Annotated in this window: 20 protein-coding genes and 3 pseudogenes; 17 read left to right on the top strand and 6 right to left on the bottom strand. The window is 69.8% G+C overall.

Annotated elements, in window-relative coordinates; all coding sequences use genetic code 11:
• The first annotated feature begins 25 nt into the window (after positions 1-25).
• Genes ACLF6P_RS28760 through ACLF6P_RS28750 form a run of 3 tightly spaced genes read left to right on the top strand, consistent with a single transcriptional unit; the run spans position 26 to position 6,026 of the window.
• Positions 26-2,956, top strand: a complete 2,931-nt coding sequence (locus tag ACLF6P_RS28760; protein ID WP_415954336.1) for a DEAD/DEAH box helicase family protein — start codon at positions 26-28, stop codon at positions 2,954-2,956.
• Entirely contained in the window at positions 2,953-4,434 is a 1,482-nt protein-coding gene (locus ACLF6P_RS28755) for a restriction endonuclease subunit S (protein WP_415954335.1), read from the top strand. The genes ACLF6P_RS28760 and ACLF6P_RS28755 overlap by 4 nt, the downstream gene beginning before the upstream one ends.
• The gene (locus tag ACLF6P_RS28750) at positions 4,431-6,026 is read left to right on the top strand and encodes a class I SAM-dependent DNA methyltransferase (protein WP_415954334.1); all 1,596 of its coding nucleotides are present in this window, start codon (positions 4,431-4,433) and stop codon (positions 6,024-6,026) included. Before ACLF6P_RS28755 ends, ACLF6P_RS28750 begins: the two co-directional genes overlap by 4 nt.
• Before the next feature lie 190 nt (positions 6,027-6,216).
• On the opposite strand, the pseudogene ACLF6P_RS28745 reads toward ACLF6P_RS28750, so the two are convergent.
• Positions 6,217-7,105 (bottom strand): annotated as a pseudogene (locus ACLF6P_RS28745) (integrase core domain-containing protein); the annotation flags it as partial.
• On the opposite strand from ACLF6P_RS28745, the gene ACLF6P_RS28740 reads away from it, so the two are divergent.
• The 5 genes and pseudogenes from ACLF6P_RS28740 to ACLF6P_RS28720 all read left to right on the top strand — a co-directional run.
• Positions 7,052-7,324 carry a hypothetical protein gene (locus ACLF6P_RS28740; RefSeq protein WP_415954345.1) on the top strand — a complete coding sequence of 91 codons (273 nt, stop codon included), beginning with the start codon at positions 7,052-7,054 and terminating at the stop codon, positions 7,322-7,324. The pseudogene ACLF6P_RS28745 and the gene ACLF6P_RS28740 overlap by 54 nt on opposite strands.
• Positions 7,325-7,460: 136 nt before the next feature.
• Positions 7,461-7,823: a type II toxin-antitoxin system RelE/ParE family toxin gene (locus ACLF6P_RS28735; RefSeq protein WP_415954333.1), complete on the top strand. Its 363-nt coding sequence runs from the start codon at positions 7,461-7,463 to the stop codon at positions 7,821-7,823.
• On the top strand, positions 7,820-8,137 hold the full coding sequence (locus ACLF6P_RS28730) for a helix-turn-helix domain-containing protein (RefSeq protein ID WP_415954332.1): 318 nt from the start codon (positions 7,820-7,822) through the stop codon (positions 8,135-8,137). Before ACLF6P_RS28735 ends, ACLF6P_RS28730 begins: the two co-directional genes overlap by 4 nt.
• 376 nt (positions 8,138-8,513) lie before the next feature.
• Positions 8,514-8,798, top strand: a complete 285-nt coding sequence (locus ACLF6P_RS28725) for a hypothetical protein (RefSeq protein WP_415954331.1) — start codon at positions 8,514-8,516, stop codon at positions 8,796-8,798.
• Positions 8,780-9,061: pseudogene (locus ACLF6P_RS28720) on the top strand (DNA-binding protein); the annotation flags it as partial. The gene ACLF6P_RS28725 and the pseudogene ACLF6P_RS28720, both read left to right, overlap by 19 nt.
• A gap of 69 nt (positions 9,062-9,130) precedes the next feature.
• Here the strand turns inward: ACLF6P_RS28720 and ACLF6P_RS28715 are convergent.
• Entirely contained in the window at positions 9,131-9,862 is a 732-nt protein-coding gene (locus tag ACLF6P_RS28715; protein WP_415954330.1) for a TetR/AcrR family transcriptional regulator, read from the bottom strand.
• Positions 9,863-10,340: 478 nt separating this feature from the next.
• On the opposite strand from ACLF6P_RS28715, the gene ACLF6P_RS28710 reads away from it, so the two are divergent.
• Both ACLF6P_RS28710 and ACLF6P_RS28705 read left to right on the top strand, forming a co-directional pair.
• A complete protein-coding gene (locus ACLF6P_RS28710) occupies positions 10,341-10,718 on the top strand; it encodes a DUF6204 family protein (protein WP_415954329.1) in 378 nt (125 codons plus the stop codon).
• 2 nt (positions 10,719-10,720) lie between these two features.
• A complete protein-coding gene (locus tag ACLF6P_RS28705) occupies positions 10,721-11,608 on the top strand; it encodes an alpha/beta fold hydrolase (protein WP_415954328.1) in 888 nt (295 codons plus the stop codon).
• A gap of 16 nt (positions 11,609-11,624) precedes the next feature.
• On the opposite strand, the gene ACLF6P_RS28700 is transcribed toward ACLF6P_RS28705, so the two are convergent.
• Together ACLF6P_RS28700 and ACLF6P_RS28695 are read right to left on the bottom strand one after the other, a co-directional pair.
• Complete coding sequence (locus ACLF6P_RS28700) at positions 11,625-11,750, bottom strand: hypothetical protein (protein ID WP_415954327.1); 126 nt, start codon at positions 11,748-11,750, stop codon at positions 11,625-11,627.
• 130 nt (positions 11,751-11,880) lie between these two features.
• Positions 11,881-12,357, bottom strand: coding sequence for a phospholipase (locus tag ACLF6P_RS28695; protein ID WP_415954326.1), 477 nt, complete (start codon positions 12,355-12,357; stop codon positions 11,881-11,883).
• A 457-nt stretch (positions 12,358-12,814) separates the two neighbouring features.
• On the opposite strand from ACLF6P_RS28695, the gene ACLF6P_RS28690 reads away from it, so the two are divergent.
• Positions 12,815-13,030 (top strand): hypothetical protein, encoded by a 216-nt coding sequence (locus tag ACLF6P_RS28690; protein WP_415954325.1) that lies wholly within the window; start codon positions 12,815-12,817, stop codon positions 13,028-13,030.
• A gap of 84 nt (positions 13,031-13,114) precedes the next feature.
• Here ACLF6P_RS28690 and ACLF6P_RS28685 read toward each other — a convergent pair whose 3' ends face one another.
• Positions 13,115-14,119 (bottom strand): helix-turn-helix transcriptional regulator, encoded by a 1,005-nt coding sequence (locus tag ACLF6P_RS28685; RefSeq protein WP_415954323.1) that lies wholly within the window; start codon positions 14,117-14,119, stop codon positions 13,115-13,117.
• Between the two features lie 197 nt (positions 14,120-14,316).
• Here ACLF6P_RS28685 and ACLF6P_RS28680 point away from each other — a divergent pair, with 197 nt between their 5' ends.
• The 4 genes from ACLF6P_RS28680 to ACLF6P_RS28665 all read left to right on the top strand — a co-directional run bounded on the left by ACLF6P_RS28680 (position 14,317) and on the right by ACLF6P_RS28665 (position 19,503).
• Complete coding sequence (locus ACLF6P_RS28680) at positions 14,317-16,341, top strand: AfsR/SARP family transcriptional regulator (RefSeq protein ID WP_415954321.1); 2,025 nt, start codon at positions 14,317-14,319, stop codon at positions 16,339-16,341.
• 194 nt (positions 16,342-16,535) lie between these two features.
• The gene (locus ACLF6P_RS28675) at positions 16,536-16,982 is read left to right on the top strand and encodes a peptidoglycan-binding domain-containing protein (protein WP_415954319.1); all 447 of its coding nucleotides are present in this window, start codon (positions 16,536-16,538) and stop codon (positions 16,980-16,982) included.
• 226 nt (positions 16,983-17,208) lie between these two features.
• Complete coding sequence (locus ACLF6P_RS28670; RefSeq protein WP_415954317.1) at positions 17,209-17,964, top strand: D-Ala-D-Ala carboxypeptidase family metallohydrolase; 756 nt, start codon at positions 17,209-17,211, stop codon at positions 17,962-17,964.
• Between the two features lie 162 nt (positions 17,965-18,126).
• On the top strand, positions 18,127-19,503 hold the full coding sequence (locus tag ACLF6P_RS28665; RefSeq protein WP_415954315.1) for an ABC transporter substrate-binding protein: 1,377 nt from the start codon (positions 18,127-18,129) through the stop codon (positions 19,501-19,503).
• Between the two features lie 160 nt (positions 19,504-19,663).
• Here ACLF6P_RS28665 and ACLF6P_RS28660 read toward each other — a convergent pair whose 3' ends face one another.
• Positions 19,664-21,259 (bottom strand): peptidoglycan-binding protein, encoded by a 1,596-nt coding sequence (locus ACLF6P_RS28660; protein WP_415954314.1) that lies wholly within the window; start codon positions 21,257-21,259, stop codon positions 19,664-19,666.
• A 371-nt stretch (positions 21,260-21,630) separates the two neighbouring features.
• Here ACLF6P_RS28660 and ACLF6P_RS28655 point away from each other — a divergent pair, with 371 nt between their 5' ends.
• Positions 21,631-21,942 (top strand): hypothetical protein, encoded by a 312-nt coding sequence (locus ACLF6P_RS28655; protein ID WP_415954312.1) that lies wholly within the window; start codon positions 21,631-21,633, stop codon positions 21,940-21,942.
• Positions 21,943-21,990: 48 nt separating this feature from the next.
• Positions 21,991-22,089, top strand: a pseudogene (locus ACLF6P_RS30260) (IS200/IS605 family transposase); the annotation flags it as partial.

The raw sequence follows: 22,089 nt of genomic DNA, 5'->3' as shown, positions 1-22,089 counted from the left end.
GGACGAGAACGTATGGGGAGGGGCTATGGATGGCGCGGCAGTGCGGTGGGCCAACGGGGCGGAGGCGTCCCTGACCGCGGCGGGCTGGCGAGTCTACGGGCCGACTGAGCGTGAGCTCGGTGTTGCGTATGAGGCGGTGCGCTCGCCGGTGTCGTCCGAGCTGGTCCTGTACGCGCTGTATGTCCAGCGCCGATTGTGCGGGATCGTCGCCGCAGGACCCGCGCCGAGCGACCCGCAGAGCCTGCTCGATGTGGCGGCCGAACAGGCCACCCGGATCGCGGACCGGCACGCCGAGCGGGCCTGGCGCGGTGCACTGCCCCTGCCGTTCCAGTACGCCACGAACGGCGCCACCTGGCGTTTCCGCAACGCACTGGATGCCGAACACGTCGACGGCACCCCCGCCGACAGCCCCGACGGTGGCGCGCGCAGCCGCCTGGTGTTCGCCCCGCACCAAGGCGCGACCATGGAACGGTGGGTGCGCGAGGCCGAGCGGGAGCCGACCGCCCCCACCTTCCGTGCCCGCCTGCGGGGACTTCCCGCGATCCGCCTCGACCACAAGCGACTGCGCAAGGCGCAGTACAAGTCCATCAAGTCGCTGGAGCGGTCGCTGGCCCGCGACGAGCCGCGCGGTCTGATCCAGATGGCGACCGGGGCGGGCAAGACCTACACCGTTGTGCAGAGCAGCTACCGGCTGCTGCGGCACGCGGGCGCGCAGCGGGTGCTGTTCCTGGTGGACCGCAACAACCTGGGCAAGCAGGCCTACAACGAGTACCGGGACTTCATGCCGCTCGGCGCCAAGACGCCCTTGCACCAGCAGATGCCGTTGCGTCTGTTCAGCCGGGGTGCGGTCGCGGACTCGGACAAGATCGTGATCTCCACGATCCAGCGGCTGTGGTGCAAGCTCTCCGGCATCCCGGTGCCGCCCGACAGTGACGAGAGTTTCGAGGCAGAGCGGGCCGACCGGCTGGCGGGCCCCGTGGCGTCGGTGGGCTACTGCCCGGAGCTGCCGCCCGACTTCTTCGACGTGATCGTGGTGGACGAGTGTCACCGGTCGATCTACGGGCGGTGGCGTCCGGTGCTGGAGTACTTCGATGCGCATGTGATCGGTCTGACCGCGACGCCGATCCAGCAGACCTTCGCGTTCTTCGACAACAACCTGGTCAGCCAGTACACCTACGAAGAGGCCGTCGCCGACGGAGTGAACGTCGACTACGACATCTACAAGATCGGCACAAGCATCACCCAGCAGGGCTCGACCATCCCCGCGCGGAGCACGGAAGCCCACCCCGACGGCACGATCCAGCAGGTCAACCACGTCATCGCCAAGACCCACAAACTCACCCGCGCCGAGCAGTGGCAGACCGTGGAGGAGGACGACACCTACGGCAGCATCGAACTGAACCGGCGCGTACGTGCCAAGGACCAGATCCGGCTGGTTGTCGAGACGTTCAGGGACAAGCTGTTCACCGAGATCTTCCCGCCCGTCATCGACCGTGAGACAGGTGAGATCAAGGCCCGGGAGGTCGTACCCAAGACCCTCTTCTTCGCCCAGAACGACCTGCACGCGGATGCGATCGTGGAGGCGGTACGTATCGCGTTCGGCGCCGGGGACGGCTTCTGCCGGAAGATCACCGCGCAGGCGTCCCGCCCCGACCAGGCGCTGTCCGACTTTCGTAACAAACGGGATCTGCGGATCGCGGTGACCGTCGACATGATCGCCACCGGTACAGACGTGCCGGCCCTGGAATGCCTGGTGTTCATGCGGGACATCCAGACCTGGTCGTACTTCGAGCAAATGAAGGGGCGCGGCGCCCGCACCGTCAAGGACCCCGATCTGATCAAGGTCACCGCGGACGCCGTCCACAAGGACCGGTTCGTGATCGTCGACGCGGTGGGCGTCACCGAGCACCCCAAGGCGGATGCCCGCCCGCTGGTACGCGACGATGCGCCGCCCGTACCCAGCCTGGAGCGGCTCCTGACCGCCTGCGAGAAGGGCGAACTCCGCCACGTCGATGACATCGCGACCCTCGCCGGGCGCCTTAGCCGTCTCGGAGGCCGTCTCGACGAGCAGGGCCGAGCCGCTATCGAAGAATACCTCGATAGCGGCCAGACCTATGAGGGGCTGGTGCGGTCACTGGTCAGGGCCGCCGATACTGAGCAGCGGCCGGTGGTACGTGCCGAACGCCGGACACTCGATGAACCGGACGAGTCGGACGGGCGGGCCGAGGCGAATGCGCCGGACGAGCCCGCGGAGATCGCCGACGCGGTGGGTCTACTGGCTGCCAGTGCGGACCTGCGGGCCGCCCTTCTCAAGGCCGCTCAGGACAGCTGGCTGCTGATCGACCATCTCAGCGAGGACCAGCTCCTTGAAGCGCGAGGCTTGCTGGACGAGGAGGAGGCCCGCAGGGTCGTCGACGACTGGCGGGCGTACATGGCCGAGCACGCGGACGAGATGCTGCCGCTGAGGGTCGCCTTCAAGGAACGCCGCTCGCCCCGCGTGGTGCTCCACGAGCTGAAGGTGCTGATCGACAAGGTGCGGGCGACCCGGCGTGAATGGACCGAGACCCGGCTCTGGAAGGCGTACGTGGACTTGCAGATCGCCCGGGACACCGCCCGGCGGAACGCCGGACTTGTCGAGTTCCTGACCGTGATGCGCTACGAGCTCGGCTTCGACGGGGACGAGTTTCGGCCATATCGCAGTACGGTGGAGTGTCGCCTTCAGGGGTGGCTCGCCCGCCAGCAGACGGCAGGCGTGACCTTCGATGACCGGCAGCAGACATGGCTGCGGGAAGTCGTGAATGTGGTCGCGGCCAACGCCACCCTCACGGTGGCCTCGCTGAGCGAGGGCCGCCGGGCGGCGGCCGGTGGCTACGGCGACTTCGTAGACGCCTTCAAGGACAGCCGGTGGCAGCCGAAGGATCTGGTGGACGAGTTGGACAAGGAACTGGGTGCGTGAGCACGAGCAAGACTGAGGGCGTGGGCGACGGCGGTCGGGAGACGCTACCCGACGGGTGGGCGTGGGCCGCTGTAGCGGACGTCGGTGTCGTGGAGCTCGGCCGGTCGCGTCACCCTGACTGGCACGAGGGCCCTGAGATGCGCCCTTACCTTCGCGTGTCCAACGTCTTCGAGGACCGCATTGACCCAACGGGGATGATGGAGATGGACTTCTCCGGAGTCTTCGAGAAGTACCGCCTTGAGCCTGGTGACATCTTGCTGAACGAGGGGCAGAGTCCACACCTCGTCGGTCGCCCAGCCATGTACAGGGGCGAGCCCGCCGACGTTGCGTACACCAACAGCCTCATTCGCTTCCGCGGCAATACCGGAATCCTGCCGGAGTGGGCGCTGCTCGTCTTCCGGCACCATTTGCACTCCGGGCGCTTCATGCGCGAGGCCCGCATCACCACGAACATCGCGCACTTGTCCGCCGCACGGCTGAAGGTTGTCGAGTTTCCGGTCCCACCCACCGCCGAACAGCACCGCATCGCCGCCGCCCTCGACACCCGGCTGGCCCGGCTCGAGGCCATCGAGCGCGCCGTCGCATCAGCACGCCGCGACGTCGACGCGCTGCGCAAAGCCGTCCTGCTGGACGCGGTACCCGAGCCTGCCGATTGGCCCGAACACTGGACCGTTACGACGACCGACAAGGCCGGAACGGTCGAGCTGGGGCGTGCCCGGCACCCGGACTGGCACACAGGGCCGAAGGTGAGGCCGTATCTGCGCGTCGCGAACGTCTTCGAAGACCGCATCGACACGAGCGACGTCAAGAACATGGACTTTTCCGGAGTCTTCGGCAAGTACCGCCTCGAGCCGGGCGACATCCTCCTCAACGAGGGACAGAGCCCGCACCTCGTGGGCCGCCCGGCCATGTACCGGGGCATCCCGGAAGGAGTCGCTTTCACCAACAGCCTGCTGCGCTTTCGTGCGGGCGACGGTGTACTGCCAGGCTGGGCACTCCTGGTGTTCCGCCGTCACCTGCACGCGGGACGCTTCATGCGCGAAGTGCGCATCACGACGAACCTCGCGCACCTCAGCGGGGCGCGCCTGAAGCGCGTCGAGTTCCCTGTGCCGCCGCTGGACGAACAGCGGCGGCTGGTTCGTTCGGTCAAGCAGCGCCTGGCTTCCCTCGACCGCATCGAGCGCGGCCTGGAACGAACGGGTCGGCGCAACGCGGCCCTGCGTCGTGCACTCCTCGCCGAGGCATTCGCGGGCCGCCTCGTGTCCCAAGAACCGGCCGATGAGCCCGCCGAGGAGTTGCTCAAGCGTATCCGCGTGGAGCGTGAGGCGGCCGACGCCGAACGCAAGGCGGCCCGGAAGGCCGCCCGCGCCGGCAAGAAGGCAGCCGCCACCGCGGCTCCGCCACCTGCCGCCAAACCGAACGACACCACTCTCGCCGACGGCGAACAGACCACTCTGCCCCTGGAGTTCAGCTCGTGATTCAGGAAGCCCGCCGGCTCGTCGACCGCCTGTGGAACTACTGCAACGTCCTGCGTGACGACGGGGTGTCGGCCACGAACTACCTGGAGCAGCTGAGCCTCCTGGTCTTCTTGAAGATGGCCGACGAGGCGGAGAAACTCAACGCGCATAAGCCCGATCCGGCCGATCACCAGCACATGTTGCCCACGTCTGCGGAGTGGAGGGGGCGTGGCTGGCCAGCGCTCCTCGATCTCGACGGCGATCCGCTGGAGCAGGCCTACAACCAGCTCCTGGCCGACCTCGGCAAGCGCAGCGCCGAGGACGACGACCACACGATGCTGAGCCTGATCTTCAACCGGGCCCGCAACCACATCGAGAACGCGGCACACTTGCGCAGACTGATCGTCGACCTCATCGACAAGGAGAAGTGGCTCGACTCCCGCTCCGACATCAAGGGCACGGCGTACGAGACCCTGATCGCTCGCAGCGCGTCGGACACCAAGGCCGGCGCGGGCCAGTACTTCACTCCGCGCGTCCTGATTGAGTCCATCGTGCGGTGCATGCGCCCCACGCCGCAGGACTTCATCACCGACCCTGCCTGCGGCACCGGCGGCTTCCTGATCGCCGCGTACGACTACATCATCCAGGAACACGGCGACGACCTCCCGGACGAGGATCTGCGCCGCCTGCGTACGGAGGCGATCTGGGGTCATGAGATCGTCCCCGCCACGGCCCGCCTCGCCGCGATGAACTGCCTGCTGCACTCGCTCGGCGACCCGACGGGGAAGGCCATCATCGAGGTCGGCGACGCCTTGGCCAAGCCGCCCAAGCGGCACGCCACCCTCGTTCTCGCGAACCCGCCGTTCGGCACCAAGTCCGGCATCAGAATGTCCGGCAAGGAAGCCGACGCCGACGCGGACGGCCGCGACAACGTGACCTACAACCGCCCGGACTTCTGGGTGGGTGAACAGACCACGACCAACAAGCAGTTGAACTTCCTGCAGCACATCGGCACCCAGCTCACCGACACTGGCCGAGCGGCGGTGATCGTCCCGGACGGGGTGTTGTACGAGGGAGGACCCGGCAGCGTGGGCGACCGCGTCCGCCGCGAACTGCTCACCGGCTACAACCTGCACACCATGCTGCGACTGCCGGAGAACATCTTCTACGCAGGAGGCGTGAAGGCTCACGTCCTGTTCTTCGAGGCAGTCTCTCAGCATCGCTCGGAGGGCGACCCGCCCCACACCACCGACATGTGGACGTACGACCTGCGCACTGGAAGCCGCCTCACTCTCAAGAAGAACCCGCTCAAGCCCGAGCATCTGGCCGACTTCGAGCAGCAGGCCTTCGACCCCGCCGACCCGAAGCGCGAGCACCGCAAGGAATCTGACCGCTTCCGCCGCCACAGCGCCGCCGAGCTGCTCGCCCAGAAGCAGGTGAACCTCGATATCGCCCGCCTCAGCCCCGAGGCGGCTTCGGCAGCGGCGCAAGCGTCTTCGGCGTCCATCGACGAGCTGACCCGAATGGTTGCGGGCGATCTCCGTTCCGCCCTCGTCGAGATCGAGGCCTTCGCGCAGGAACTCGGCGTTGAGCTGAGCGGGGAGTCGAAGTGATCTGAAGCGCGGACAGCCGGGGCCTGGCTGCTGCCGTGTCTAGGGTCTTGGTGTGTCTGCTGTGACTTGGGCGTACGAGTGGGCGTCGTCGTTGCTGAGCGACGCACTGTCGCGCCGGCACTACTCGGCCGCTGTGGTGAGTGAGTCGTGGCCCTGGGCCTGCCGAAAACCTCATCCGTGATGGCCAGGCGGCTGTGCGGTGGTATTCGTGGAGGGTGCAGCCGAGGCGGTCTCGGCGGCGGATGCGGAGGCGCGCGAGTTCGTCCGGATCGTTGATCGGTTCGGGTGCTGCGCGAAGTGGGGTTGCTTGGTTCATCGCTTGGTGGGGGCGATGGGTGTTGTGGTGGGTTTCGAACTCGCGTAGCGCGTGCAGGAGCTAATGCTGGTTCCAGATGAGGGTGCGGTTGAGGAGTTCGTGGCGGCAGGTCTGGACCCAGCGTTCCATGATCGAGTTCATGCGGGGGATGCGTACGCCGGACCGGACGACGGTGATTTCGGCATCGGCGAGGATCTGGTCGAAGAGGGCGGGGAACTTTGCGTCGCGGTCGCGGATCAGGTAGCGGATGTGGGCGCCGGCCGGTGTCTTCGAGGTCTATGACGAGGTTGCGGGCGGTCTGGGTGACCCAGGCGGTGTTCGGGTGGGCTGTGGTGCCCAGGATCCGGATGCGGCGGGTTGCGTGTTCGATGGCGGCGAGGATGTATTGGCGCTGTCCGGTGAGGGTGACGGTCTCGATGAAGTCGCAGGCCATGAGGGCGTCGGCCTGGCTGCGCAGGGATGAGGCCCAGGTGGTGGTGGCGCGTTGGGGTGAGGGGTCGATGCCTTCGGTCTTGAGGATTTCCCAGACGGTGGAGGCGGCGATCTTCATGCCGAGCATCGCGAGTTCGCCGTGGATGCGGCGGTAGCCCCAGTTCGGGTTCTCGCGGACGAGTAGGAGTACCAGTCGCCTGATGGAGGCGATGGTGCGGGGGCGTCCCGGGCGCTTCGGGCGGGACGCGGCTGCGTGGCGCCGTTTGAGGAGGTTGCGGTGCCAGCGCAGCACGGTGTCAGGCTGGATGACCAGCCGGAGTCGGCGCAGCACCCGCCGGGGCAGCGGCGCCAGCAGCGCGGCGAGGAAGGCTCGGTCTGCTGGCTGGAACGCGGTTTTGTCTGGGCCGAGTTGTCGCTCCAGGGCGGTGATCTGGTGGCGCAGCGCGAGGATCTCCGCGTCCTTGTCGCGGTCGCTCATCGGCAGCAGGCGGAGCGCGGCGAAGGTGTGGGTGACGGCCAGGTAGGCGAAGCGGATCAGCACGAGTGCTGATCATGCCGAGGCCGTGCGTGGCGGCTTCGCGTGGGGTGATCTGCGTGGATGGGGTTTCCGGCGTCCGCCGGGTCCGGTGCCGCATCGGGATGGTCGTTGCCCGGATGCAAGGTATAGGTATCGCTATACTGGCTGGGTGGCGGAAGACCAGTGGGAGATCTTTGTCGTCGACGAGGTACTGGAGTGGATCAGTGGCCTCGATCCGGCGGTGCATACCCGAGTGGTGCAGGCCCTTGACGCGCTGGCGGAGGGCGGTCCGGGTTTGGGGCGGCCGCTGGTTGACACGATCACCGGGTCGGCGGTGCAGAATCTCAAGGAGCTGCGCCCGGGCACGGTGCGGATTCTCTTCGCCTTCGACCCCTGGCGGTCGAGCATCTTGCTGGTGGCGGGGGATAAGCGGAACCGCTGGAGTGAGTGGTATGACGAGGCCATCCCGCTCGCGGAGCAGCGCTACGTGGCATATGTGAAGTCCCGTACCGAACAGGAGGGAGCGCCGTGACCGGCTACACGCGTTGGAACGATGTCCGTGCCGCGCATGTCGAGCGCGCGGGCGGCGAGGCTGCCGTCGCCGAGGGGAAGCGGGAACTGCTCGCCGAGGTGCTCGGGCACCGACTGGCCGAGATCCGCCGCGCCCGCGGGCTGACCCAGGAACAGGTCGCCGAGCGAATGGGCGTCACCAAGGGGCGGGTCTCCCAGATCGAGCAGGGCAGCATCTCCGGCCAGGAGGTGCTCGTACGGTACGCCGCCGCGCTGGGCGGGCAACTGCACCAGGCCATCTACTTCGACAACGGAGATATCGCGGCCATCGCGTGAACTTCGCCACCGACGCGGACGGCTGCTGGATCCTTGCTGGGTCCGACGATCAGAGGCGGTGTTTCAGCAGGTCGTAGCGATGTGGTCGATGTTCCGCTTCAATGTCTAGCCCGTTACTTAGCATCACTTCGACGATCTGACAAATGTGCAGGTCAAGTGGGGTCCGACCCTTCGGGGTCGGGCCCCCCTTTTTTGCCGTGCTGGATACGTGTTGGATGAGATGAGGAGCCCGCGCTGGGTTCGGGCAGTGGTCTCCCGATGCGACAGGCGGCTTGGGCGGGAGGGGGGGGCTCCATCCGCACGACTTCTGACACAGATTCGAGGTCGTGCGGATTCGATCTGCGGCGCTCTTCCGACTGTTTGACACGCTCGGGGTATGGGTGGGTCGCCGTACAGCATCGGGGAAGGTTCGGCGGCGCGGGTGGGCCTGTCGCTGCCGGAGGGGACTGCGGAGGCGATCCGGGCGCGGGTGGGGAAGCGGGAGTTCTCCGCGTTCATCGCCGAGGCGGTCGAGCGTGAGTTACGCGGGCAGGGCCTGGACGAGTGCCTGGCGGACTACGAGAGTCGCAAGGGGTCGGTTTCCGAGCCGGCTCGTCAGCGGGTGCGGCAGGCCTTCGATGAGGTGTTCGCCGAGAGGGTTGAGTGGCTCGCCGCAGGCTGAGTCACGCGGGGATGCTGGTCCTCGACAGCGAGGGGCTTTCGAAGCTGCTCACCGACGACGGGCACGTGGTGGCTCTGATCGCTGAGGCGCGCTCGCGTGGCATGGAGGTCGTGATCAGTGCGCTCACCATGATCGAAGCGGTCCACGCGCGTACGAACAAGTCCCGCCTGGACTGGGTGCTTTCAGGGCTGTGGGTCGTCCCGGTCGGTGACGAGCAGGCGAGGGCGGCCTCGACGTTGCTGATGAATGCCGGATGCTGGGGATCCGCCGCTATGTGGCCGTTCGGTCAGAATTTGGTGGGGTCGGCTGCCATGCCGGCCGCGACGGATATGTCAGCGGCGGTCCTGTGGCAGCAGGGCCGCCAGGCCGTCCAGGATGCGCTCGACACAGAACTCGAAGCGGGCGTCGAAGTTCGGCTCGGTGAGGTCCCCGGCCAGCTCGACCAGGTTGGGGAAGTCGCCGACGGGCAGGGCGCGGAAGCGGTCCCGGACCTCGGTGACGACGTCCAGACGGCTGGCGCCGTCGGAGTGGGCGGCGGACATCGGCGACTGCTCCTGCTGCACGAAGCCCTGGACGAAGGAGCTGACCAGGTAGGAGGCCAGGGCTGCATGCTGGTCGGAGAATCCGGCCGCGCGCAGCCGGTCCAGCTGGTCCTCGAGCAGCTGGAACTGGTGCGGACCCGGGGCGATGCGGCCGGAGATGATTTTGACGGCATCGCGGTGGTCGTTCAGCAGCCGACGGTAGCGCCAGCAGTAGCCGCTCAGCTGGGCCCGCCAGTCACCCTCGCGGGGCGGCGGCTCGGCCGACGCCATGATGGCGTCGTTGAGCAGGTCGAGCAGTTCCTGCTTGTTGCGGACGTGCCAGTACAGCGAGGCCGCCTTGACGCCGACCTCGGCGGCGACCTTGCGCATCGACAGTCCGGCCAGGCCGTCCCGTTCCAGTACGCGTAGTGCCGCCTGGGCGAGGGCTTCTCTGGTCACGGCGGGCGTTCCGGCGCTGTTCGCCGGCGCGGCGGTGTCGTTCTCCTCCGGCATGGCTGTGTGGACGCCTCCTGGCGGTGTCATGGGGACTCCAGGAATCCCATTTGCAATCTAACACCGTTAGGTGCACTCTGTGGAAGCCGAGGGGGCCCCTAACGCTGTTAGGGGTGCGGAGTCGAGAGGAATCCATGGAGGAGGTGAACTCGCCGACCGCTTCGGTCGCACCCGGGTGTTCCGGCTCGGTCTCGGCCTGCTCACGGCCTGCTCACGGACGGCTCGCGGCCTGCTCACGGACGGCTCGCAGTGGCCGCCCCGGCCGGGGCGACCGGCGTGCTGGGCGGTGCCCGGATGCTCCGGGGCATTGGCGCCGCGCTGCCCACCCCCGGCAGCCTCACCCTGCTGCGGCACGTCATCACCGACGGCGTACACGTCGCCGTGCTCAGCGGCGCGGGCGCACTACCGTCGCCGCCGCCGTCCTGGTCGCGGTGCTGCTGCGCGCAGGCTCCCGCGCCATCGACATCCCTTCCGCATCCACACCACAACTCGGCGAGGTACAGCACACATGACAGTGAGGACCTACAGGGCTCAGGTGACCGGCCGGTTCGACGGGCTCGAACAGCCGCTCCGCACCCAACTGCTCGCCGAGCAGCCCGAACATGACTTGCAGCTCGCGGCCTTCACCGAGGACGGCACCTTCACGTATACGCCGACCCTGACCAGATTCACGTTCCGCTGTCGCATCGGAGTCGACGCGGACAGCGCTGTCGAGGCCGACGAACTCGCCGCGGTGGAGGCCGAGGTCATGACCATCGACTATCTGACATCCAGAACGATCCCGTTCAGGCAGCTGCGAACCACCACGACCTGCTTGGACGACGTAAGGATCAAACGCCCCCAGCCGCAGAGGCGCCGCGGCCAGCACCATGTGCACGAGGAGTGACCATGCCGATCGCCGACGTCCCCTCCGGGGTTTCGATCGCCTACGACACCTTCGGTGACCCCGCCGATCCGCCCGTCCTGCTGGTCATGGGCTTCGGCGCCCAGATGATCTCCTGGCACGAGGACTTCTGTCGCATGCTCGCCGGGCGCGGGCACTATGTGATCCGTTACGACAACCGCGACTGCGGCCTGTCCACCAAGTTCGACGCCCACCCGGTCGACATGACCCGGTTCATCGACGTGGTGAGTGCCGGCGAGATCGCAGCCGCTCAAGCGATGATCCCCTACACGCTGCAGGACATGGCCGACGACGGCCTGGGCCTGCTCACCACCCTGGGGATCTCTCGCGCCCACATCTTCGGCTCGTCGATGGGCGGGATGATCGCTCAGACCATGGCGATCACGCACCCTGAAAGGTGCGTCACCCTGACCTCGATGATGTCCTCCACCGGCGAGTCCGCGTACGGGCAACCCAGTCCCGCGGCCCAGCAGGTGCTGTTCAGCCCCAAGCCCGCAGACCGCGCCGGATACGTCAACGCGTCCGAGGGGGAGGTTGCTTGGGCGTCCCGGCGCTATGTCGATATCGACGGCATCCGCGAACTCGCCGCCCGAAGCTACGATCGCGCCTACTACCCGGCGGGCACCGGCCGTCAGCTCGGAGCAATGATCCTCTCGGGGTCCCGCGCCGAGGCGCTCACCTCGCTCACCGTCCCGACCCTGGTGATCCACGGCCTTGACGACACCCTCATCGACCCGAGCGGAGGGAAGCGAACGGCCGAGCTCGTGCCCGGCGCGGAACTGGTCCTGCTCCCCGACATGGGCCACGACCGGCCACGAGAACTCTGGCCCGCCATCATCGACGCCGTGGCCGCTCATACGGCGCGCACGTGAGGTAACCGGCCTGCGTTCAGGTGGCGTTGTTGTCTGTGGCGAGTTGGTCGGCGACGGTGGCGATGAGCAGCCGGGCGCTGCCCCGGTCGCCCTCCCCGCCGTGCCAGCCCGCCTTGTCCGCGTCGTCCCGGCGCCGCAGCACCACCTCGCACGCGACCGCAGCAGCACACCGGCGATGGACAGGCGGTGTCTTGTGGAAGCTGCCCTCCGCGCTGCTGAGGGGGGCAGGGCGGAGAGCCTCTTGCGGAGTTGCACGGGGTGGGGCGGGAGGGTCAGGCGGTGCGGGATCCGTCGACGGCCGCGCTGGAGCCGAAGGCCTTCACGGCCTGGTAGTAGGTCCAGGCGGTGGCGTCGCAGGAGCCCTTCTTGAAGCCCGTGTACTTGGAGCAGACGCGCTTGAGGTCCGCGTAGAAGGCGTCGTCGAGGCGGGGCTTGTTGGCCTCGAAGGTGCCGGCGTCCTTGTAGTTGCGGTAGCCGAAGTCGTGGCGGGCGCAGGCCGTCTGGAAGGGGAAGCCGAAGGGGTTGTCGGGGGACGTGCTGCAGTAGTCGGTCGACCAGTCGAAGCCGTAGGCCGACCATGCGCCCTGGTTCCTGCGGGCGTCGAGCCAGGCGTTCTGGCTCGACGGGCCGGTCTGCGTCCAACTGCTCAGGACCTGCCCCTTGTCGGCCGGTGCGGCGGTGGCGGGGGACGCGAAGGCGAGGGCTCCGGCCGCGGTGGCGGTGAGCAGGGCGGTGAGACGGCGACGCATGGGGTTCCTCCGGAGGGTGAGCGGCTGCCGGGTGTCTCCCGGCGAGGCGGGCTCAGATTCGCAGGGGCTGCTATGCGAAGCCTTGAGCGCGCCTACACCGCGTCCGGCGGGCGGCAGGCGACAACTCGGATGGCCGACCGCCCCTGCCTCATCTGCTCGGCGAGTCGCTGGAGGAGGTCGCCGGAAAGGTCGCCGAGTACCGGCGGGTCAAGGGGGCCTGAGGCCGTCGCGATCCAGCAGGGGCTGGGTTCGAGTCCGGGGCTGGGTCCGAGTCCGGGTCCGACTTCGAGTCCGGGGCCGAGTTCGGTTGCAGCATGCTGCCTGCCCGGCTCGCGGCCGTGGCGGCGCTCGCAGCATCCTGCCGTGCATCGTGCCCCCTGCGACGGGCCCATGGTGCGAGGGTGGTCGTGTCACGGGGCACGATGCCCGTCCGCATCGATGACGCAAGGAGACGACGATGATCAGGCGCACACCCGGCACCAGAGCCGCGAGGACCGCGGCCGCCTTCGCCGCGGCGGCGGTCACGGCGCTGCTCACGACCGTGTGTGCCGTTCAGGCGGCCACCGGCACGACCACGACGCAGGCCTACGTCAAGGACCCGCTCAACCCCGACGCGACGACCTGCACGGTCAACGGCTGGCAGACCGAGAGCCACGACTGCCCCCTGCCCTGAGCGGCCGCCCGGCACGCGCCGGGACGGTCCCGGGAACGCGGCCGGTCACAGCCAGCCGTGTTCCCGGGCCAGGAACGCGGCCGTTCACAGCCAGCCGCGTTCCCGGGCCAGGAGCGCGGCGTGCGCGCGGTTCTCCGCGCCCAGCTCGTTCATCAGGTCCGCCACATGGCGCCGGTAGGTCCGCAGGGAGAGGCCCACGTCACGCGCCCGGGTCTCGTCCTTGGCCGCCGTGCACATCGACTCCAGGACCCGGCGCTGCACTTCGGGCAGCTCCGGCTCGGTCTTCCCGGTGCCCGAGGCGCACTCAGTGAAGTCCTGTGCCGACTCCCACAGCCGTTCGAAGCGTTCCACGAAGTTGGTGGCCAGAGCCGCCTCACGGGTGCAGAGCGCGCCCTTCGAACTGTCCCGCGGGTCGAGCGGCACCAGGGCGGTGTGCCGGTCGTAGATGAGGATCAGCTCGCTCAGGTCGTCGAGGACGCGGATCCGCGCCCCCGCCGTGGTGAGTTCCCACAGGTAGCCGACGGTCGCCGGGTCGTCGAGGGCTTCCTTGCGGACCAGGTTGCGCAGGCGCACCCCGCGGCGCAGGCAGCGCAGGTCCAGCGGACGTGAGTGCTGGATGTTCTCCGGCGTGAGTGCCGTGTACGGCTCGGCGCCGAGCACCTCGCTGCGGGCGAAGAACGCCAACTCGTCGATGAGGGCCCGGATCCGGGACAGGTCGGTGATCCGCTCGACCGCCGGCACGCCCTCCTGGTCCTCGTCGGGGGCGAGCTGTGCGCGTTCCTCGCCGAGCGAGTCGAGAATCGGCTTGAGGGAGGTCAGGGCCCGGATGTCCTGGTAGAGCGACTCCAGTCGGCGCTCGGCGAGCCGGGGGACCACCTGCTCCGGGTCGAGGGGCCAGGCGAGGACCCCTTCCACGCGGATCATCCGCCGCTCCCGCAACCGGTTCACGGCGTTCACCACGTCCTCCTGCTCGCGCCGCAGCAGCAGGTACACGCTCGACAACTCGGTGCCGGGGTTGCGGAGCAGATGGCGGTAGACGTCCTCGTCGACCGGGGTCAGACCGAGTGGTTGCATCAAGGGTGCTGCCATCGCCACTCTCTTCGATCCACGGTCACCCCGGTCGGGGGCTCTTCTCGATCCACGGTCACCCGGGTCGGGGGCGCTTCCGGGGCGTACGTTGCCCCGGACTCCTTGCCGGATTCTTGCGCCGTCGTTGAATCCTGAGCAAACTCTGTGCGAGCCAAGGGAATTGGGCGGAACGCTCCGCCACCGCACGGGGGGCTCGGATGGCCGTGGAGTTTTCGGTACTCGGCGACGTCCGGGTTCTCCTCGACGGCCGGGCGGCCGACCTCGGCCACGCGCGGCGCCAGTGCGTCCTGCTCGCCCTGCTGGTCGACGCCGGGCATGTGGTGCCCGTCGACCGGCTCATCCACCGGGTGTGGGGTACGGCGGAGCCCGCCGGCGCACGGCAGGCACTGCACAGCTACCTCTCCCGACTGCGCCGAGCCCTCTCCCCGGCCGGGGAACGGGCCACGATCGAGCGCAGGCCGGGCGGGTACCTGCTGCGTCTCGGCCCCGAGGGGGAGACCTCCGTGGACCTTCACCGTTTCCGCCGCCTGGTGGAACGCGCCCGCTCTCGCCCGGGCGGTGAGTGGGAGGCGTCGGTCCGGCTCCTCGACGAGGCACTCCTGCTCTGGCACGGCGATGCCTTCGGCGCGCTGGACAGTCCATGGCTCAACGAGGTGCGGGTCGCGCTTCACCAGGAGCGGCGCAGGGCGGAGCTGGACCGCAACGACCTGATGCTGCGTCTGGGGCGGCAGGCCGCGATCCTGCCCGGCCTGCTGGCCTTGGTGGAGCGGGATCCGCTCGACGAGCGGGCCACCGCACAGCTGATGTGGGCTCTGCACCGGGAGGGACGGTCCGCGGAGGCCCTCGAACGCTACGAGGCCGTACGGCGCAGGCTGTCGCGTGAGATGGGAACGGACCCCGGACCCTCACTGAGGGCGGTCCATCTGGACATCCTGCACGCGGACCTGGCGCCCGGTCCGGACCTGGTGCCCGGTCCGGACCTGGCGCCCGAGCCGGACCCGGCTCCCGGTCCGGACCCGGCTCCGGACGGGGCACCCGGCGCCCTTCGGCCACCAGGGGCACGGGACCTCCCGCGCCCGCGAACAGGCGACACCCGAAGGCGGCTCGCCGCCACCGTCACCCCACGCCAACTTCCATCCCCACCCGCGTATCTGACGGGCCGTGACAAGCCCCTCGCCGCCCTGGACGAGGCGCTCGGCCGCCAGACGGAATCCCCGCGCCTTGCGGTGGTCTGCGGTCTGGGGGGAGTCGGCAAGACCTCGCTGGCGCTGCGCTGGTCACACGACAACGCTGCCGCGTTCCCGGACGGTCAACTCCATGTGGACCTGCGCGGCTTCGACCCGGACCGGAAACCGCTCGACCCGCACCGGGCGGTGCGCGGCTTCCTGGCCGCGCTGGGCGTCGGCCCGGACGCGACCCCCGCCGAACCGGAGGCCCAGCTCGGCCTCTACCGCAGTCTCGTCGCCGGCCGGCGCCTGCTGATCGTCCTCGACGACGCCCACAGTCCCGAGCAGGTTCGCCCCCTGCTGCCCGGGACACCCTCGTGCGCGGTCGTCGTCACCAGCCGCGACCGGCTCGAAGGGCTGCGGGCCACCGAGGGAGCCCGGCCGGTCGAACTCGGCCCCCTCACCGACGAGGAGGCGCACCGGCTGCTTGCCGCCCGGCTCGGTGCGCAGTGGGTGGCCGCCGACCCCGATGCGGTGGCCCGTATCGTCCGCGGCTGCGGACGGCTGCCCCTCGCGCTCGCGGTCGCCGCGGCACGGGCCGGCGGCTGCTCGGCGCCGTCGCGCCGGCTGCTCGCCGCCGAACTGGGCGGGGCCAGGAGCCGACTCGACGTCCTGGACACCGGCGACGCGCGCACCTCCCTGCGTACCGTCCTCGACACCACGTGCCGCTCCCTCCACCCGTCCGCCGTCCGCCTGTTGTGCCTGCTCGCCCTGGCGCCGGGCCGGGGCACCACCCTGTCGGCCGCCGTGACGGTGTCCGGTCACTCACCGCCCGCCACCAGCGGGCTGCTGCGCTCCCTGGAGAGCGTCCACCTGGTGCGGCGCGGCGCGGACGGCCGGTTCGTACTGCCCGACCTCGTCCGGGCGTACGCGGCGGAACGCGCCGTGACGGAGCCGTACGCGGGAGACGGCCGGCCGAACCCGGACCGGTTCACCGAGGGCTCCGGGTCCTCGGTCGCCCTGTCCCCGCCCTGCCGGTCCGTGTCGGCAGCCTGACACGGGGACACCCGGCGGGGGCCGCTCGCCGTGGCAGCTTCGGGTCAGCCGACGGCACATGCTGCCAGCCGCCGACGGCCCGAGCGCGCAGGCGCGGTGGAAGGGTCGGCCGGGTCGGTGGCGGCCTCACCGGAACCTACGGGGGTGTGGCGCCGCCGGGTCCGTGATCCCCCCGTTCCTCCGATCGGAGAACCATGTCCAGGTTTTTCCAGAAGCCCCGCAAGCTGGCCCTCACCGTGGGCGCCCTCACCCTCGCGATGACCGCGGCCGGCACCGCGATGGCCCCGTCCGCCTCGGCCGTCCGCTACTACCCGGAGTGCGTCGACACCATCAGCATCGACAAGGGTTGGTACACGCTGGTCGGCGTCCCCTTCACCGACCACGTCGTCGCGTGCAGCCTGATGTACGGGGACAGCGGCAAGGGTGTCGAGGGTCTGCAGCGGCTTCTCAACAGGTGTTACGGGAAGAACCTGGTGCCCGACGGCGTGTTCGGCACCCGGACCCGTGAGGCCCTCATCAGCGCCCAGAAGGCGATCAACACCACCCCGGACGGCGTGTACGGGCCGGAGACGGCGCAGCTGATCAAGAAGAGGGCGATCAACGACTCGCTGGAGCGGTGGATCGCCTGCCGCGCCTCCTGAACTCAGGCGGCCCGGCGGACCCTCATGGTTCCGGCGCCGGTTCGTACTCCGGCGTCGGCGCGCGCTCCGGCCCCGGGATGCCCTGGCAGCAAACTGCAGCCCGCGGTCCGAAGCTGCCACGCAGGAGCGCTGTCACCCAGGCCGCCCGCTGCCATCGTTCTGTCCGGCACCCGCAGGCGCGTGTGCCGTCCATCCACTCTCCCCACTACGACTCCCAGGAGACGACATGCTCAAGAAGAAGACGCGCTCCCTGCTCGCGTCGGCCATGGTCGTGGCCGGTGTCGCCGCCGGGCTGACCGCCACCACCACCGGTACCGCACAGGCCGCGTCCGACTGCGGCGCCCCGATCACCGGACTCCCGCTCGAGGTCGGTGACCAGGGGACGTCCGTGAAGCGCGTCCAGGAGCGGGTCGCCGGCTTCGTCGACTACGGCGAGGTGCTGTCCGTCGACGGCGTCTACGGATCGAGGACCGCGGAAGCGGTCAAGAAGTTCCAGCGCGCGTACGGTCTCGCCGCCGACGGCGTGGTGGGCCCCAACACCCGCTCGAAGATCTACTCCCTGCAGAGCTCCGACTGCACCCCGATCCACTTCAGCTACTCCGAGCTGAACAAGTGCAACTCCACCTGGTCGGGCGGCAAGGTCTCGGCGACGACCGCGAAGCGCAACGCGCGGCGGACCATGTGGAAGCTGGAGGCGATCCGACACAAGCTCGGCGACAACCCGATCACCATCACCAGCGGCTTCCGCTCGGAGTCGTGCAACACCGCGGTGGGAGGCTCCAAGTACAGCCGTCACATGTACGGGGACGCCGCCGACATGTGGGCCAGCACCGTGTCGAAGCGCTGCTCGTACGCCATCGCGGCCAAGCGGGCCGGTTTCAGGGAGATCCTGAGCCAGGGATACAAGGGCCACAACGACCACACCCACGTCGGCAACACGAGCTCGCGCTTCTGGGCCGCCCCGAACTGCTCGGGCTTCTGAGCACAGCCCTCCCGGCCCGTTCGGGCCCGAACCCCGCATCACACCGTGGCCCGGTGCCCACCGGGATGCCGTCGGCGGCTTCGGCCTCCCACCCGGGCACCGGGCCACGGCCCGGCACCACCACAAGCAGCAGTCCCCGTGGGACAGAGAGGCGGAGCATCCGTGTCCACGAGCAGACGGTCGTTCCTCGGTATGTCGGCCGCGGCGGTCACGGCCGCGGCCTGGCTGTCGGGCTGCGGCCCCGCCGACGCGGGACCGGACCCGGCCTCCGCGGGCGAGACCGGAACCGACCCGCTCAAAGTTCTCCTGCCACGGGACGAGGCCCTTCCCGTCCAGCGGGCCACGCTCAAGCGCCACAGCGACGCGCTCCTGGACTCCGACCGCCGCGGGCGCCGTGCCGAACCGGACGACGTCCCGGTCACGGCCTACGACACCGCCCTGCACGAAGCCCTCGCCGACGGCGAAGGCCCCGGGCCGGACCTCGTCTTCTCCTGGGGCGGCTCCGCGATCGCCCATGCCGCGGAGGAACACCGCCTGGTCGACCTGTACGACCTGCTGCTCGACCACCCCGAGGCAGGCGAAGCACTCCTGCCTCACGCCCTGCACGGCGCCATCGTCAACGAACGGCCCTTCGGGGTGCCGGTGCGCGGAACCCGCCCGGCGGTGCTCTTCTGCCACCGCCGGGTACTGGCCGACCTCGGCCTCGAACCACCCACCACCTGGGCGCAGTTGAAGCAGACCGCGAAGAGGCTCGACAAGGCGGGCCTGATCCCGGTCGCGGCACCGGGCGGCGACGGCGGTTCCGACGCGCTTCCCGTCGGTCAGTCCAGGTGGCTCGCCTACCTGGTCGACCGGATCGGCGGGCCGGAGACCGCCGAGCGCATCCGCGCCGGGGACCCTGACGCGTGGGGCGAACGGGCCGTGGTCCAGGCGGCCGAGGAAGTCCTCGCCCTGGCCGACACCGGCGCGTTCGAACCGAGGACACCCAGGGACCGCAAGGGCACCGGCGATTCCTCAGGCGCGGCGCTCCTCGCCCGCGGCGAGGCGGGGCTGCTCCTCGCGGAGTCCACCGAACACGCCCTGATCGCCCGTGACTTCCCCGCCTTCGCCGCCGCGGACCTGGCCTGGGTGCCGTTCCCGGCGCTGCCGGACGGCGCGGGCAGGCCCGGAAACCTCGTGGGCACCCCGGCCGGCTATCTGTCGATGAGTACGCGCACCGAGAACGTCCTCGGCGCCTTCGACGTGCTCGGGGCGTTCACCGGACGCGAGCACAGCGCGGCCCTCCTGAAGACCGGCGAGGTGCCCGTCACCTCCGCCGCGGCACAGCTCCTCGACGAAGCGCCGCATCCCGCCTTCGCCCGGTTCCAGTACGAGCTGGTGCGCGACGCATCCGCCTACACCCTCGGCTGGGAGCGGGCCGTGCACCCCACCTGGCGGGCTCCGCTGCTCGCGGAGGTCACGAAACTCTTCGCCGGCCGCGGCACCGCCCGGCAGTTCAGCACCGCGCTGCGCGGACTGGAGGTCCCGGTGGCGCGATGAGCGACGGCCCGGGCCGGGGTCCGCCCGAACCACCGCTCGTCGCTCCAGCCACCGCGCGCCTCGCGCCGACCGGCTGCCACGGTGCACCCCCAAGCGGCCTGGCTGCCGCCACCCGCCTCCCCGGCGGCGGCAGCCAGGCCCTTTCATGCCCGGCCGGAGGTCAGCGGCCCGCCTGCAGCGCGGTCCACGTGCCGGAGCCGACGATGCCGTCCACCGCCAGACCGCGGCTCTCCTGGTAGGAGATGACCGCGGCCTCGGTGCCGGAGCCGAAGACGCCGTCGATGGTGACGGTCTTGCCGAGCGCGGCCGTCAGGGCGCGCTGCAGCCGCTTCACGCCCTCGCCCGTGCTGCCCCTGCGCAGGACCGGCCGGTCACCTGCGGCGAGCAGCGCGGTCCAGGTCCTCGGGCCGACCACGCCGTCGGCGGACAGCTTCCGCGAGGCCTGGAAGGCCTCCACCGCGCTCTGCGTCGCGGGCCCGAACTGCCCGTCCACCACGCCCGGATCGAAGGACTGCGCCTTCAGTAGCGTCTGCAGCGCCTTGACATGGGCGCCGCTCGCGCCACTGACCAGCGTCGGGTAGGAGCTGAAGCTGATGTTGTCCGCACCGTCCGACGTGCCGCCGACGAGCCGCATGTAGGAAGTCCAGTTCCAGTACGGGCCGGGGTCGGTGTGGTCGTTGTCGGGCAGTTCGTTGTGGCCGACGATGTGCGCCCGGTCCTTGGGGATGCCGTAGGTGTCGCACAGGTGCCTGGTCAGGGCGGCCGAGGAGCGGTACATCGAGTCGGTGAACCAGCTCGGGTTGTCCACCCAGCCCTCGTGTTCGATGCCGAGGGAGGAGGAGTTGGCGGAGCGGGCGTGCCAGGCGGTGTCGCGGTTGCGGACCATCTGGGTGACCTCGCCGTCCGAGGACCGGATCACGTAGTGCGCGCTGACATTGGCGGACGGGTTCTGGAACCAGCTGATCGCACCCGCGTACGAGCCCTGCGTGACGTGCACGACGACCTTGTCGATCGAGGCCGAGCGCCCCGACGTGTAGTTGGTCGACGAGGCGGGCACCCAGCGGGCCGGCCCGTAGTCGGTGCTCTGCACGGAGAGATCGCTCGCCTCGGCGTACGCACCCTTGTCGGGGCTGACGGCCCGCCCGACGACGACGACCTCCTCCGCGGAGCGGGGGCCGCCCGGCCGGGCGAGCAGACCGTCCGAGAGGAAGCCGTACACACTGTCCGCGAACCGGGCGGCGGCCTGCTCGCCGGCGCCGCTGTAGCGGGCCACGGCCGGGTACCAGGCATCCGGATCGCGCCGCTCGGCGGCGCTCAGCCCGAGGTCGTCGGCGTAGGAGCGCAGGACGGCGGCGGCGCCGTGGATGTTGGCGGCGGTGTCCTCGCGCAGCCGGACGAGCGAGCGGCCGGTCAGTGCGGCGGCCTCGCGGAGGGTGCCGTTGCGGGGGTTGTCGGTGAGGTGCATGACACCGAAGCCGTTCGCCTGGCTCGGGGCACCGGCATGGCCGTCGAGGTGGGTCTCGCTCCAGCCGAGGGCGACGAGCAGGTCCCGCGGGACGCCGTGGCGGGCGGCGGCCGCGGAGAAGGCACGCTCCATGGGGCCCTGCAGGTTCCGGTCGGCGGCGTGCGGCGCGGGGGAGGGCAACGCGGTGGCGGGCACCGCGGAGAGGGTGAGTCCGCACAGGGCCGCTGTGGCCAGGGTGGCCGTGGTGGCCGTGGTGAGGCGTCGACGGGATGGTGAGGTGCGCAGGGACATGCCGGGCTCCTGAGAGTCGTGGGACAGCGGTCGTCGTGCGCGGGACAGGGGGAGGCGTGGCGTTCGCCGCATGGGCAGGCGCGCAGACCTGGCCATCACCGCGAGGCTCAGCCAACTCCTCCTGAAACTACGCGCGTTGAGGGAACGAGCCTATCGACGCACTCCGCCCGGGCGGCCGCAGGAACATGCCAGGCCCGCACAGCAACATGCCAGGACGAACAGGTGGAACCAGGCCGCTGCCACCGGGCCGGCCAGGGCACGCGGGCCGGGCTGGGCACCGGGGAGCGCCGGGCCGGGCACCCGGGGGGGCGCCGGGCTGGGCACCCCGGCCGGGGTCGGTCATGGTGCGCCGGCGCGAGGTGTCGCGACATTTGTTCAAGACCCGCCCGCGAGCGCACGGCAACACTGGCATCGCCTCACCGGCACTGATCCACCTGTACGCAGAAGGGAAGCTCCGCCATGACCTTGCTCCGATCGATCTCCACACCTCCTTCCTCCACCTTCAGGAAGGCGGCCAAGTCAGCGTCGAAAAGCCGGTCTTCGAAGCCGGGCGGGACGGCTGGCAGGTGATGACCTTCCATCAGGACCTGGCCAGGGGACGCCCCGCTTTAGCGGGGTGGGGAATGGCTTCTGAGTCCTGCTCTGGCCTCAACTGGGTGCACGGATCTGCACTGTTCACCTGAGCCCACCTTTCTGCCGCGCTAGACCTGCGGCGCGTGTATAGTGATCGTATGGTCGTGACCAGGAAGGTTCGCCGGTTCTCCGGCGGTGTGTACGACCTCGGACTCCACGTGGTGTGGTGCCCGAAGTACCGCCGTCCGGTCCTCGGC

It is taken from the genome of Streptomyces lothianensis (genome assembly GCF_047779955.1).
In the GTDB taxonomy this organism is placed as follows: Bacteria; Actinomycetota; Actinomycetes; order Streptomycetales; family Streptomycetaceae; genus Streptomyces.
This window is presented reverse-complemented; position numbering and strand designations above follow the sequence as displayed.